The sequence below is a fragment of the Lysinibacillus sp. NPDC047702 genome, assembly GCF_050272555.1.
Lineage (GTDB): Bacteria > Bacillota > Bacilli > Bacillales_A > Planococcaceae > Lysinibacillus.
In genome coordinates, this window is sequence record NZ_JBNNMG010000044.1 from 1 (window position 1) to 11950 (window position 11950).

Sequence of the window (11950 nt, forward strand, 5' to 3'; positions counted from 1 at the left end):
GTCCTGTGACAACGCCTTCGTGACCAACCTCCTGTTGCCCCAAGCGGCTCATCGGACGCCCCCAGGAAAGCACTCAGTCGGAACGGAGATCAACCCCTCGTTTTGAAAAACATGAAACCTTGCGTGAAATTTATCACGCAAGGTTTTCCATTTTTAAAAATGAAATGGGATAACATTTGAGGAGGAGGATTCACGATTCATTTTTTGATAGATGAAATTTTCTAAAAAGTCATGAATTAAATCTTCATATTCAGCCATATTTTCATTAAAGGATTGAGCATGAGCTCCTGTATCAAATAGCTTTAATTTCCTAGGACCGGTCTTTTTATTGTATAAGTCCAGTGACATAGATGCAGGAATAAATGTATCAGGAATACTATGGATAAATAGTATTGGCTTTTCAATATTTGTGACTGCTTCAGCTGGTGTCACACTTTTAAAGGAATAGCCGTCACGCAATCGAATAAAAAAATCTGCAAAACGAATGGGAATAATAGAGCCGTATTTAAATTCTGTTTTGGCAATTTGTCGAAGAAGCATGGAAAAATCAGAAAAAGCACAATCCGAAATATAGAAATCGGCACCATCCTCAACTGTTCCTGCATAAAGAAGCATTGTTGCAGCACCCATTGATTCACCATGAATACCAAGGAGCGCATTTTCTCCAATCATCGCCTTAACCGTTTTCACTACGGCATCCAAATCGTTTTTCTCATAATAGCCGTAGCTAGTCGTTTTACCACCAGATTCCCCATGGCGACGATGATCAAAAATGACAGAATTGTATCCTAATCGTTCAAAAAGTCGAGCATATTTGACAGAGTTGATTTTGTTTTCTGTTACGCCATGGCAAATAATGATAGTATTATTGGTTTCTAATGGCTGAAACATAATACCCCGAATTGTATAGCCATTAGGAGAATCAATATTTAATTCACATTTTAGATTTTTATTGTACCAAGCCTCGTCAAAGCGTTTAGCTGTAGTTTCCCGTTCACGAACAAACTCTGGGTCCTTTTGTTGAATGTACATCAATTTATTTGAAAGCGCAAAGCCGAACAGTCCTGTTGCAGCAGCGGCAAGCGTTGTTGTAATACCTGACAATAAAAGCATTTTCTTCTTCATGATTAGCACCCCCACGTCCTGTTTACTTGTAATGTTCCCAACTAAGATTGTTTAAAACACGTCAACATTTTACAATAACTTCGGCAAAACTGCGATTATTTCTATTATCGAAAATCCTCAAAACATTTGTTAAAATATACATATCTGCTAGTAGCATATGCATGCAGTGTTGATTTTTGAACGGGGAAAAGGGGAGAATGGATATGACAAACGAGGTAGTGATCGTAAGTGCTGTACGTACAGCGATTGGTTCTTTTCAAGGAGCATTAAAGGACGTACCAGCGACAACTTTAGGCAGTATTGTCATTAAAGAAGCATTGGCACGTGCTGGCGTAGCAGGCGAACAAGTTGACGAGGTCATAATGGGGAATGTTTTATCAGCAGGACTTGGGCAAAATCCAGCCCGTCAAGCAGCCATTGCAGCAGGCTTACCACATGAAGTATCAGCCTTAACGATTAATAAGGTTTGTGGCTCAGGCTTAAAAGCAGTGCATTTAGCAACACAGGCTATTTTAGCAGGGGATGCTGATATTATCGTGGCAGGTGGCTTTGAAAATATGAGCCAAGCACCATATGTCTTAAAAAATGCACGCGAAGGCTTCCGTATGGGGGATCAGAAGGTTGTCGATACAATGATTCATGATGGTCTATGGTGTGCATTTAATGATTACCATATGGGCATTACCGCAGAAAATTTATGTGATGCCTATGAGATTTCTCGAGAAGAACAAGATGCTTTTGCAGCACGCTCACAACAGCGTGCAGAAGCGGCTATTAAGGCAGGGAAGTTTAACGATGAAATTGTCGCTGTGGAAATACCTCAGCGTAAGGGAGAATCAATTGTTTTCAATAAAGATGAATTCCCTCGTCAGGGTGTGACAGCTGAGTCTCTATCCAAATTACGTCCTGCCTTTAAAAAAGACGGCTCGGTGACAGCAGCAAACGCATCTGGCATTAATGATGGCGCAGCAGCAGTTGTTGTTATGTCAAAAGAAAAAGCAGAAGCGTTAGGCATTCAACCACTGGCATTGATTGCTGCAAATGCGAGTGCAGGTGTTGACCCAGCCATTATGGGAACTGGACCTGTCACAGCAGTAAAGAAAGCATTAGCTAAGGCTGATGTCACATTAGAAACGATTGATTTAATTGAAGCCAATGAAGCATTTGCAGCGCAATCCATAGCTGTCGATCGCGAATTAGGCTTTAATCATGATAAACTAAATGTCAATGGGGGAGCAATTGCTCTTGGTCACCCAATTGGTGCAAGTGGTGCACGTATTTTAGTAACACTTTTACACGAAATGGAGAAGACTAATGCTAAAACAGGTCTTGCAACACTCTGTATCGGAGGGGGCCAGGGTGTAGCAACAGTTGTAAAACGCCCTTGATAACAGTAAGAAGGTGAAAGTAATGGGTAAGAAACGAAAACAGCAACAGCAACGTATTGACGGTGGCTTGACGGCTAGCCTGCCAAAGCAGGAGGCTATGACCTTAGCGGATCAGCTTGGTGGGGATGTGCTTGCTAAATTAAAGGCAGCTAAACAGGATTTAACAGCGAAGGAGCAGGCGGCTGAAGAAGAGCGCCAAGCCAAACTAGCTTTTGAGCGTAAGCAACGTGAAAAGAACAAATCGTTTGAGGAATTACTAAACGAATATGGCGATAAAGGCTCAAAATTTTAGAAGAAAACAGTGAATCTATATGCGGGTTCACTGTTTTTATATTTATAGAAAGCTATTTTATAGCAATATTTGTCTCAATTGTTTAAATAAATTCGATAGTATTTAAAAATAGGATTTCTAGTAGTTCTAATGTACTCTCCCATTTTTTAAAGCTTCCTTTATAATAGTTGGTGAAATTTGCACACCAGAATTAACGATTTCAAGCACTTTTTTTGAAGTGTGGGAGTTAGTGATAGATTTTTCAATACACGATCAAATTCAGGAGAGTTTAATTGAATTTTTTTATTCAAATTACTTCCTTCTGTTAATTATTTTTAACTGATCTAACGTTTTACAAACAATTATCTTTGCGGTTGAAAAAGTAGGATTACTTTAAATAAAATGCTCTACTTTCTTAAATTCTTAACAAATACAACAATCCCCACAAAAACAATGGCTCCAGCCGTATCGACAAGAACATCCTGCCCGCTCATCATACGTCCCGGTGTAAAGCTTTGACGAAACTCATCAAGCATAGCAATTATAGCTGTTCCTACAATTGCCACTGATGCCGGAAATCGGCGTTTGCCCCATACAAAGTAAATACCAAGTGCGATACAACCGAAACCTACAAAATGTGTTAATTTCCGAATTAAAAATTCTACAAATTTAAAATAACCACGTTCTTCAACAGAAACGACTGTATCCCAATATGGAATTTGTAATAAAGATAACTGTCTCTCAAAAGGTTTATTTGCTAAGATATCCTCTAATTCCGGCAGTATACTTTGTTGCTCATAGGTCATGCTGGATGAAATAATTAACACCAACAAAAATACTACCAAGACAAGCCATTTCTTCATCGGTGTTCTAAATAGAGTTCTGCTTTTGTTAGCTCGTTGGCTGCTGTAAAGTCGGATATGGAATCTATTTTTTCATAGACTGCGAGAGTTTGCGCTAGCTGTTCCTGGGAGCTTGCACCTATGACTGTTGAGGCAATAGCAGATTCCTTTAGATTAAAGGCAATGGCTAGTGCATGTAAATTATTATACTGTGAGGCTAAGTTTGTTAATGTTGCTGTTAATTCCTCGGCTGTATATGTGTTATAGCTGCTACCATGCTGCAAACGCTCTTGCCAACTATTCGTTAGTAAACCCTTGGCAACAGTACCGCGTGTTACAACAGAGGCACCTTCTTTGGCGATAAAATCAAGCCATTCCTCTGGACGACGATCCAAGGCACTATATTGCATCATCACACTTTTCGCAGAGCTGGCTGGTAAAAAACGTTTAAGTACATTTGGTCGAATAGATGAAATACCATATTCTCTGATTAGACCATCCTTTTTTAAATCTTCAAAAGTCTCTATAATTCCATCCCAATCATCCTCTAAGGTACCGCCATGTAGCTGATAAACATCAATATAATCAGTACCAAGCCGCTTCAAGCTAGCACGTACGGCTTCATTTATATAGGAAGGTGATGCATCCCAATACCAGCCTTCTTTATCCTCATTCCAACGATTTCCTACTTTTGTTGCTAGTTTTACATGTTGACGACGCTTTCCTAAAATTGAGCCAATCATTTCTTCGTTTGCCCCAAAATCATATAAATCGGCTGTATCGAAATAATTAATGCCAGCATCCAGTGCCATATCGACAATACCAGCAGCCTTACTTTTATCTGTCGAAAGAGACATACCTCCTAAACTGATTTCCGAAATAAACAATTCACTAGAACCAAGCTGTCTTTTTTTCATGCAAATGACCTCCTTCGATTTCTCTATCTGTAATGGTACAATGAACATATCTGAAGAACAAGCGAGGTTATCGTCAATGAAAAAGTTTGAGGAAAAAACGATAAAGACTACAGCTATTTATGATGGGAAAATTGTAAAATTACAAATTGATGATGTCACATTACCGAATGGTCAGGTGGCGAAACGTGAAATTATTAAGCATCCAGGCGCCGTAGCGGTGATTGCTGTTACTGCAGAAGGTAAGTTAGTGTTAGTGGAGCAGTATCGTAAAGCTCTTGAACGATCAATTATTGAAATTCCAGCTGGCAAGCTTGAACCTGGTGAGGAGCCAATGATGACAGCACGTCGAGAGTTAGAGGAGGAAACAGGATACGGTGCACAAAGCTTTACCTTTTTACAAACATTTGCAACTTCTCCTGGCTTTGCGGATGAGGTGATTCATCTTTTTATCGCAAAAGATTTATATAAAATTGACAACAAAGCAGATTTAGATGAAGATGAGTTTGTCGAATTATTAGAAGTTTCGTTGGAAGAAGCCCAACAAATGATTGTAGATGAGCGTATTTATGATGCTAAAACAGCGTTTGCAGTACTTTGGCTTGCGACACAATAAGAAAATAATCTTTAGCATAATAGAGACGGACGAGCATAAGCTGTACAAACCTTGATAGAAAAGGAGCATGTTTATGTCTCGTACGGTGTCAACATTTTATCACGCTTCCATTATAGCTGTGAGTTTTGTTTGTGGCGTTATCTTCTTTCACATTATCGGTGGGCCGAATGCGGAGCCTTTTATATTATTTATAGAGCCTCGTTTAGCAGATGGGGACAGGCATTCTATATTTCGATTAGTACTACCAGTTGCCGTTTCAGTAGCTCTTGTATTATTGCTGGCAACTCATAGTGTCCTAAAGGTTTTAGTACGAGTAACAGTGGCAATGCGTGCAACCTTTTTTGGCTTTAGTTCAGTTTTTTTATTACAAAAACTTGAAGCTTTTTGGGTTTATACGATTTGGTGGTTTCCATTTCAGCTCATCTATTGTATATTGTTGCTAATCCTATGCAATTTACTTGTACCTGCTTGGTCAAAGAGAAAAATCGGGAAAATGGTACCTGGTCGAACAATTTTGTTGAATTTTGTTGCGTTTTTCATCATAATAGTGGCTGAGTTTATTGTTATTTCATATGTATTAAAATAATAGGTTCACATTCACAAAGTTAGCATGATGTAAAAACTTGCAAAAGCATATTTGAAATCTATTCACTATCTTGTAATAGGATTTACTCCTTTGGTATAATGGAAAGAGTTTAGGGGGGCGTCACATGGAGAGCCGAATTGATCGAATAAAAAAACAGTTGCATAGTGCAAGTTATAAGCTGACGCCGCAGCGAGAAGCAACAGTTGCTGTACTGCTTGAGCATGAAGAAGACCACTTAAGTGCAGAAGATGTGTATCTTTTAGTAAAAGAAAAAGCACCTGAGATTGGTCTAGCCACTGTCTATAGAACGTTAGAGTTACTAACTGAGCTCAAAGTTGTCGACAAAATCAACTTTGGCGATGGCGTATCACGCTATGATTTACGCCAAGAGGGTGCTGCGCATTTCCACCATCATCTAGTTTGTATCGAATGTGGTGCGGTAGATGAAATTCAGGAAGATTTACTTGAAGATGTGGAAGCCGTTGTTGAAAAGCGTTGGAACTTTATCATAAAGGATCACCGACTAACTTTCCACGGCATTTGCTGGCGCTGTCATGATAAAAACGACGAATCGAATGAAGAAAAATAACGAGAAACTGTCTGTTTTAATCTTAAGTTATAGATTGAATCGGGCAGTTTTTTTGTTTTCTGCATACATAGCCACTGATCATACCATCATGGATTAAACTATTAATCTAATGAATAGTTCAGGTGGGCATTTAAGCACAATTTTAGGAGGCGTGCTAAAATAGAGAATAATTGACAGTTATTGAGGGGGCGTTATGATGAATGAATTTCAATATGCTATAGAGGATTACATCCATTTTATCCAAGTTGAACGGCAGTTATCTGACAATACTTTAGCATCCTATCGCCGAGATTTAGAAAATTATGTGGTTTTTTTGCAGGAAGTAGAGGCAATGTCAGATTTTCGCAAGGTGGAGAGAACGACCATATTACGTCATTTGGAGCAATTACGGATGCAAGGGAAGACAAGCCGTACAGTTGCCCGCCATATCTCATCTATTCGTAGCTTACATCAATTTTTACTGCGAGAAAAGCGTGCTGAAACAGACCCAACAGTGCATTTAGAGATGCCAACAATTGAGCAAAAGCTGCCAAATATCCTTTCTATTGAAGAAATTGAAGCGTTATTAATGGCACCAAATCGTAGCAAGCCCCAAGGTGTGCGTGATGTGGCAATGCTGGAATTGTTATATGGCTCAGGAATGAGGATTAGTGAGTTGATTGCATTGGATTTATCAGATATTCATCTAACAATGGGCTTTGTCCGTGTTTTTGGTAAGGGAGGAAAGGAGCGTATCATCCCCCTTGGAAAAAGCGCTCTTTCTGCATTAAATAACTATTTAAATAGTGCTCGAGGTCAATTACAAGGAAAATATCCAAAGACAGATGCTTTTTTTATCAATCAACGAGGGAAACGTTTAACAAGACAGGGTTGTTGGAAATTAATGAAGGAGCATGCTTTAAAGGCAGGTATCCAACACGAGTTAACACCACATACATTACGTCATTCATTTGCAACGCATTTAGTAGAAAACGGTGCGGATTTAAGAGCCGTGCAGGAGATGCTTGGTCATGCGGATATTTCTACAACACAAATCTATACACATATTAGTAAAACAAGACTATCAGAGGTTTATAAGCAGTTTCATCCACGAGCTTAAGAATGTAAATTGTATGTTAGTCGGATGTCTGACCTTTATTTTTCGCTTTTTTTTGGTAAAATAGAGTCATGAGATTAGGAGGCAACAATTATGAATAAACTATTTAATAAAATTCATGTAGTAGTTTTGGACTCAGTGGGAATTGGTGAAGCCCCAGACGCAGCGAACTTTGGCGATGTTGGTTCACATACACTTGGTCATATCGCTGAAAAAATGAATGGGCTTACAATGCCTCATATGGAAGCTTTGGGCTTAGCGAATATTGAACCACTACAAGGTATGCAGGCAGCAGAAGAACCGAAGGCATACTATGGAAAAATGCAGGAAGCATCTGTTGGTAAAGATACAATGACAGGTCATTGGGAAATCATGGGGCTAAATATTGATAAACCCTTTAAAGTATATCCAGAAGGGTTCCCTGCAGAGTTGATTGCGGAGCTCGAAAAACGAACAGGCCGAAAAGTACTGTGCAACAAACCTGCGAGTGGAACACAAGTCATCGAGGACTTTGGGAAGGAGCATATGGATACAGGTGCAATTATTGTTTATACCTCAGCTGACCCAGTTCTGCAAATTGCTGCACATGAAGAAATTATTCCAGTGGAGGAGCTCTATAAAATTTGTGAAATAGCACGTGAGCTAACGCTACAACCAGAATATTTAGTGGGCCGTGTTATTGCTCGTCCATTTATAGGTACCCCTGGGAGCTTCACACGTACATCTAATCGTCATGACTATGCGTTAAAGCCTTTTGGTCGTACAACGATGAATGTATTAAAGGATGCAGGCTTAGATGTAATCGCTATCGGAAAAATCTCTGATATTTTCAACGGTGAAGGTGTTACAGATGCAGTTCGTACGAAAAATAATATGGATGGTATGGACAAATTTGCGGAGGTTGTGCGCCGTGATTTCCACGGAATCAGCTTCTTAAACTTAGTAGACTTTGATGCCAATTTCGGACATCGACGTGATCCATTAGGCTATGGACATGCATTACAGGAATTCGATGCTCGATTACCAGAAATTACTGAGGCTATGACAGAGGATGATTTGCTTATTATTACAGCCGACCACGGCAATGATCCAACATTCCATGGCACAGATCATACACGTGAATTTGTACCATTAATTATCTATTCACCACGTTTTAAAGGTGGACATGAGCTTGCTCTACGTGAAACTTTTGCAGATATTGCAGCAACAATTGCTGAAAACTTCAATGTCGAAGCACCAGCATTCGGTAAAAGTTTCTTAAATGAACTGAAATAGGGGGATTTTCGTATGAATATGGCGCAGCTATTTGAAAAGAAAAAGCATGGCAAGGAGCTATCACAGGCTGAAATTCAATATTTCGTAGAAGGCTATACGACAGGTTCAATCCCTGACTATCAAGCAAGCTCTTTACTAATGGCGATACGTTTATTGGGCATGACAGATGATGAAACATTTTATTTAACAAAGGCAATGATAGAATCCGGAGATGTTATTGATTTAACATCTATTGAGGGCTTTAAAATAGATAAACACTCGACTGGTGGGGTAGGTGATAAAGTCACACTTATTGTCACGCCAATAATTGCTGCATTAGACATTCCAGTGGCAAAATTTAGTGGTAAGGGTCTAGGTATTACTGGAGGGACAATCGATAAATTAGAGTCTGTTCGAGGGTTTAAGACAGAGCTTTCTTCACAGGAATTTATCGACAATGTCAATAAACATAAAATTGCGGTGGCTGGTCAAACAGGTAATCTCGTACCAGCTGACAAAAAGTTGTATGCACTGCGGGATGTGACAGGTACTGTCGATTCCATTCCGCTTATTGCGGCATCAATTATGAGTAAGAAAATTGCAAGTGGTGCGGATGGCATTGTATTAGATGTAAAATGTGGCTCTGGTGCATTTATGAAGACGGAACAGGAAGCTCAGGTTTTAGCTGACACGATGACTGCAATTGGTGAAAAGCTAGGGCGAAAAGTCGTTGCTCATATAAGTGATATGGATAATCCGTTAGGTAAAATGATTGGAAATAAGCTAGAAGTAGTGGAGGCTTATGCGTTACTTAAAGGCCATATGGATGAAACACATGAGGATTTACTTGAGGAATGTATTATTATCTCCTCATTAATGTATCAGGTTGCAGCTGGAGTAAATGAACCAGAGGCAACTGCAGCCGTAAAGCGTGTAATAGAGGACGGTTCAGCAGCGGCAAAATTTGAAGAATTTATTGTGGCACAGGGCGGCGATTTAGACGATATTGTGCAAAAAGATACAGTAAATAAAATAGCTGTCAAGGCGCCTGCTGAGGGCACTGTAGCAACAATTAATGCCCTGTTAATCGGAGAAGCCAGTGTTTCTCTTGGTGCAGGTCGATTAACGAAGGAATCAGAACTGGATTACGATGCTGGTATCCAATTACTTGCTAAAAAAGGTGATCATGTAAGTAAAGGCGAGGCGATTGCTTATTTATATTCAAATCGCGAAATTGATGAGGAAACAGTAGATAAAGTACAAAAAGCCTATACAATTGCATAAATATTTTGGAGCGAGAACCCTCTTTTTAGGAAAAGAGGGTTCTCGCCATAGTGTTGAAAAACTAAATGGTCAAGGGACTCTTTGTGAATACTACTAATTCAAATGAAGGTGATTTCCGTTCCAGGCTGCTCGCTTTGCCGCTGACGCTTCGCTTTCGCGCAGAGCAAGGCTTCCTGTGGGCGAGCGACGAGCCGCTTCCTGCGCTGGAGGAACGAAGACTAAGTGCGTCAAGTCCTGTGACAATTTATCTGTGCGAAAGCGTAGCGACAGCAACAACGCCTTCGTGACCAACATCGTGTTGGCCTCAGGGTCTCGTCTGTCTCGCTATCCCACGGGAGTCGAGTAGCCTTGCACTCCAATCAATAATAGTGTAGAACTTTTAATATTTACTTCCATCAAAAGTAAAGTAAAAGTATATTACCCACCATCATTAAATGGATATAATAGCACAATTCTATAGTTGTTGTCCTACACTTTATATATAGAATCACTTTGTTGCTTTACATAAAGCCACTTTTTGCTGTCACTCTGTTTTCGCATAGAAAAATGTTATCAAAGCTCCCTTTTGCATAAAACAGTGATAGCTAAGACTTCCATTTTTCACTATACATTTGTGTGAAATGCCAATAGAAAATACGATGAGCAAAGGTTGATTGGAGTGTAGACTGAGTGACTCCTCGGGGATTCACAGCGTCACAGATGAGACCCTGGAGCGAGCAAATTAGGGGAACGAAGGCTAAAACCGTCACGTCCTGTGACAACGCCTTCGTGACCAACCTCCTGTTGCCCCAAGCGGCTCATCGGACGCCCCCAGGAAAGCACTCAGTCGGAACGGAGATCAACCCCTCGTTTTGAAAAAGAGCTATGTTTTTTTATTTGTCACCTTGATTTCATTGACATAATAGTATTTCAACAACATGGCGAGAACTCTCTTTTTAGGAAAAGAGGGTTCTCGCTTTTTGTTATGTAACGGATAGAAAAGCTAAAGTGGCGGATAGATACTCAAAATATTGCTAGTACTTAATAAAGAATATTGCGTTTAAAAAATGTTGATTTATCCCATACTGCACTTAACCTAAAAAGCTATCAGTATGTCGATTTGACACTATTTCGGAAGACTTTGCACTAGTTCTGTCAGCCACAAGGAATCACCGCATCAAATGTGGAATTGCACGAGGAGGAGGCGATGTTCATGCATTTTCAATTAGAAATGGTAACAAGAGAGACTGTGGTAATACGGTTATTTGGGGAGCTCGATCATCATGCGGTAGAGCAAATTCGAGCAAAAATTTCTACAGCCATTTTTCAAGGTACTGTATCAACGATTATTTGGAACCTAGAGGGACTTTCCTTTATGGATAGCTCAGGTGTAGGTTTAGTACTTGGCCGAATGCGGGAGTTAGAGGCAGTGGCTGGTCGAACAATTTTATTGAATCCATCGCCGACAATGCGAAAAGTATTTCAATTTTCAGGTTTAGGACCATGGATGATGGATGCAACAGAAGAAGAAGCGATTGAACGAGTTAGGGGGATTGTAAATGGATAATGAAATGACATTAACTTTTTTAGCAATTAGTGAAAATGAGGCTTTGGCACGTGTAGCTGTGACGGGCTTTATCGCGCAATTAGATCCAACAATTGATGAGCTATCTGAATTTAAAACAGTTGTTTCAGAGGCTGTTTCCAATGCTATTATTCACGGCTATGAAGAGAATGGCAAAGGCGTTGTTACAGTTCATGCAAAACGTGAGGATGATATTGTAACGGTGTCTGTTATGGATAAAGGTACTGGTATTGAGGATGTAAGCCAAGCAATGGAGCCGTTATTTACAACGAAAAGCACATTAGAGCGTTCAGGCATGGGCTTCACAATCATGGATAGCTTTTCTGATCAATTAACAGTGATTTCCAAATGGCAAGAGGGCACGACGGTTACATTTACCAAGAAATTTTACTCGGTTCGCACACCGGTAATGTGAGGTAAG

Annotated in this window: 13 protein-coding genes; 10 read left to right on the forward strand and 3 right to left on the reverse strand. The window is 39.9% G+C overall.

Annotation, left to right across the window (positions count from 1 at the left end):
- Positions 1 to 153: 153 nt before the first annotated feature.
- Positions 154 to 1125 carry an alpha/beta hydrolase gene (locus tag ACQKIM_RS18605; protein ID WP_427546659.1) on the reverse strand — a complete coding sequence of 324 codons (972 nt, stop codon included), beginning with the start codon at positions 1123 to 1125 and terminating at the stop codon, positions 154 to 156.
- 203 nt (positions 1126 to 1328) lie between these two features.
- On the opposite strand from ACQKIM_RS18605, the gene ACQKIM_RS18610 reads away from it, so the two are divergent.
- Together ACQKIM_RS18610 and ACQKIM_RS18615 are read left to right on the forward strand one after the other, a co-directional pair.
- Positions 1329 to 2513 (forward strand): acetyl-CoA C-acetyltransferase, encoded by a 1185-nt coding sequence (locus ACQKIM_RS18610; protein ID WP_427546662.1) that lies wholly within the window; start codon positions 1329 to 1331, stop codon positions 2511 to 2513.
- 22 nt (positions 2514 to 2535) lie between these two features.
- Complete coding sequence (locus ACQKIM_RS18615; protein ID WP_427546665.1) at positions 2536 to 2805, forward strand: YqkE family protein; 270 nt, start codon at positions 2536 to 2538, stop codon at positions 2803 to 2805.
- Positions 2806 to 3191: 386 nt separating this feature from the next.
- Here ACQKIM_RS18615 and ACQKIM_RS18620 read toward each other — a convergent pair whose 3' ends face one another.
- Positions 3192 to 3647 carry a VanZ family protein gene (locus tag ACQKIM_RS18620; RefSeq protein WP_427546667.1) on the reverse strand — a complete coding sequence of 152 codons (456 nt, stop codon included), beginning with the start codon at positions 3645 to 3647 and terminating at the stop codon, positions 3192 to 3194.
- A complete protein-coding gene (locus ACQKIM_RS18625) occupies positions 3644 to 4543 on the reverse strand; it encodes an aldo/keto reductase (RefSeq protein WP_427546670.1) in 900 nt (299 codons plus the stop codon). The genes ACQKIM_RS18620 and ACQKIM_RS18625 overlap by 4 nt, the downstream gene beginning before the upstream one ends.
- Positions 4544 to 4619: 76 nt before the next feature.
- Between ACQKIM_RS18625 and ACQKIM_RS18630 the strand changes: the two genes are divergently transcribed.
- From ACQKIM_RS18630 to spoIIAB, 8 genes are all read left to right on the forward strand, one after another.
- Positions 4620 to 5156 carry an NUDIX domain-containing protein gene (locus ACQKIM_RS18630; RefSeq protein WP_427546673.1) on the forward strand — a complete coding sequence of 179 codons (537 nt, stop codon included), beginning with the start codon at positions 4620 to 4622 and terminating at the stop codon, positions 5154 to 5156.
- A gap of 73 nt (positions 5157 to 5229) precedes the next feature.
- Positions 5230 to 5742 carry a hypothetical protein gene (locus tag ACQKIM_RS18635; protein WP_427546675.1) on the forward strand — a complete coding sequence of 171 codons (513 nt, stop codon included), beginning with the start codon at positions 5230 to 5232 and terminating at the stop codon, positions 5740 to 5742.
- Positions 5743 to 5866: 124 nt separating this feature from the next.
- Entirely contained in the window at positions 5867 to 6331 is a 465-nt protein-coding gene (locus tag ACQKIM_RS18640) for a Fur family transcriptional regulator (RefSeq protein ID WP_049668617.1), read from the forward strand.
- 196 nt (positions 6332 to 6527) lie between these two features.
- Positions 6528 to 7430 carry a site-specific tyrosine recombinase XerD gene (gene xerD / locus ACQKIM_RS18645; RefSeq protein WP_427546678.1) on the forward strand — a complete coding sequence of 301 codons (903 nt, stop codon included), beginning with the start codon at positions 6528 to 6530 and terminating at the stop codon, positions 7428 to 7430.
- A 90-nt stretch (positions 7431 to 7520) separates the two neighbouring features.
- Positions 7521 to 8702, forward strand: a complete 1182-nt coding sequence (deoB, locus tag ACQKIM_RS18650) for a phosphopentomutase (RefSeq protein WP_427546681.1) — start codon at positions 7521 to 7523, stop codon at positions 8700 to 8702.
- 12 nt (positions 8703 to 8714) lie between these two features.
- A complete protein-coding gene (locus ACQKIM_RS18655) occupies positions 8715 to 9965 on the forward strand; it encodes a thymidine phosphorylase (RefSeq protein ID WP_427546684.1) in 1251 nt (416 codons plus the stop codon).
- Positions 9966 to 11157: 1192 nt separating this feature from the next.
- Positions 11158 to 11511, forward strand: a complete 354-nt coding sequence (gene spoIIAA, locus ACQKIM_RS18660) for an anti-sigma F factor antagonist (protein WP_427546686.1) — start codon at positions 11158 to 11160, stop codon at positions 11509 to 11511.
- A complete protein-coding gene (gene spoIIAB, locus ACQKIM_RS18665; protein WP_427546689.1) occupies positions 11504 to 11944 on the forward strand; it encodes an anti-sigma F factor in 441 nt (146 codons plus the stop codon). The genes spoIIAA and spoIIAB overlap by 8 nt, the downstream gene beginning before the upstream one ends.
- The last annotated feature ends 6 nt before the right edge of the window (positions 11945 to 11950 follow it).

What these genes read in the sequence shown, in the direction of transcription:
- ACQKIM_RS18605 (WP_427546659.1), bottom strand. Translation starts at nt 1,125, where the DNA reads ATGAAGAAGAAAATGCTTTTATTGTCAGGTATTACAACAACGCTTGCC.
- ACQKIM_RS18610 (WP_427546662.1), top strand. Translation starts at nt 1,329, where the DNA reads ATGACAAACGAGGTAGTGATCGTAAGTGCTGTACGTACAGCGATTGGT.
- ACQKIM_RS18615 (WP_427546665.1), top strand. Translation starts at nt 2,536, where the DNA reads ATGGGTAAGAAACGAAAACAGCAACAGCAACGTATTGACGGTGGCTTG.
- ACQKIM_RS18620 (WP_427546667.1), bottom strand. Translation starts at nt 3,647, where the DNA reads ATGAAGAAATGGCTTGTCTTGGTAGTATTTTTGTTGGTGTTAATTATT.
- ACQKIM_RS18625 (WP_427546670.1), bottom strand. Translation starts at nt 4,543, where the DNA reads ATGAAAAAAAGACAGCTTGGTTCTAGTGAATTGTTTATTTCGGAAATC.
- ACQKIM_RS18630 (WP_427546673.1), top strand. Translation starts at nt 4,620, where the DNA reads ATGAAAAAGTTTGAGGAAAAAACGATAAAGACTACAGCTATTTATGAT.
- ACQKIM_RS18635 (WP_427546675.1), top strand. Translation starts at nt 5,230, where the DNA reads ATGTCTCGTACGGTGTCAACATTTTATCACGCTTCCATTATAGCTGTG.
- ACQKIM_RS18640 (WP_049668617.1), top strand. Translation starts at nt 5,867, where the DNA reads ATGGAGAGCCGAATTGATCGAATAAAAAAACAGTTGCATAGTGCAAGT.
- xerD (WP_427546678.1), top strand. Translation starts at nt 6,528, where the DNA reads ATGAATGAATTTCAATATGCTATAGAGGATTACATCCATTTTATCCAA.
- deoB (WP_427546681.1), top strand. Translation starts at nt 7,521, where the DNA reads ATGAATAAACTATTTAATAAAATTCATGTAGTAGTTTTGGACTCAGTG.
- ACQKIM_RS18655 (WP_427546684.1), top strand. Translation starts at nt 8,715, where the DNA reads ATGAATATGGCGCAGCTATTTGAAAAGAAAAAGCATGGCAAGGAGCTA.
- spoIIAA (WP_427546686.1), top strand. Translation starts at nt 11,158, where the DNA reads ATGCATTTTCAATTAGAAATGGTAACAAGAGAGACTGTGGTAATACGG.
- spoIIAB (WP_427546689.1), top strand. Translation starts at nt 11,504, where the DNA reads ATGGATAATGAAATGACATTAACTTTTTTAGCAATTAGTGAAAATGAG.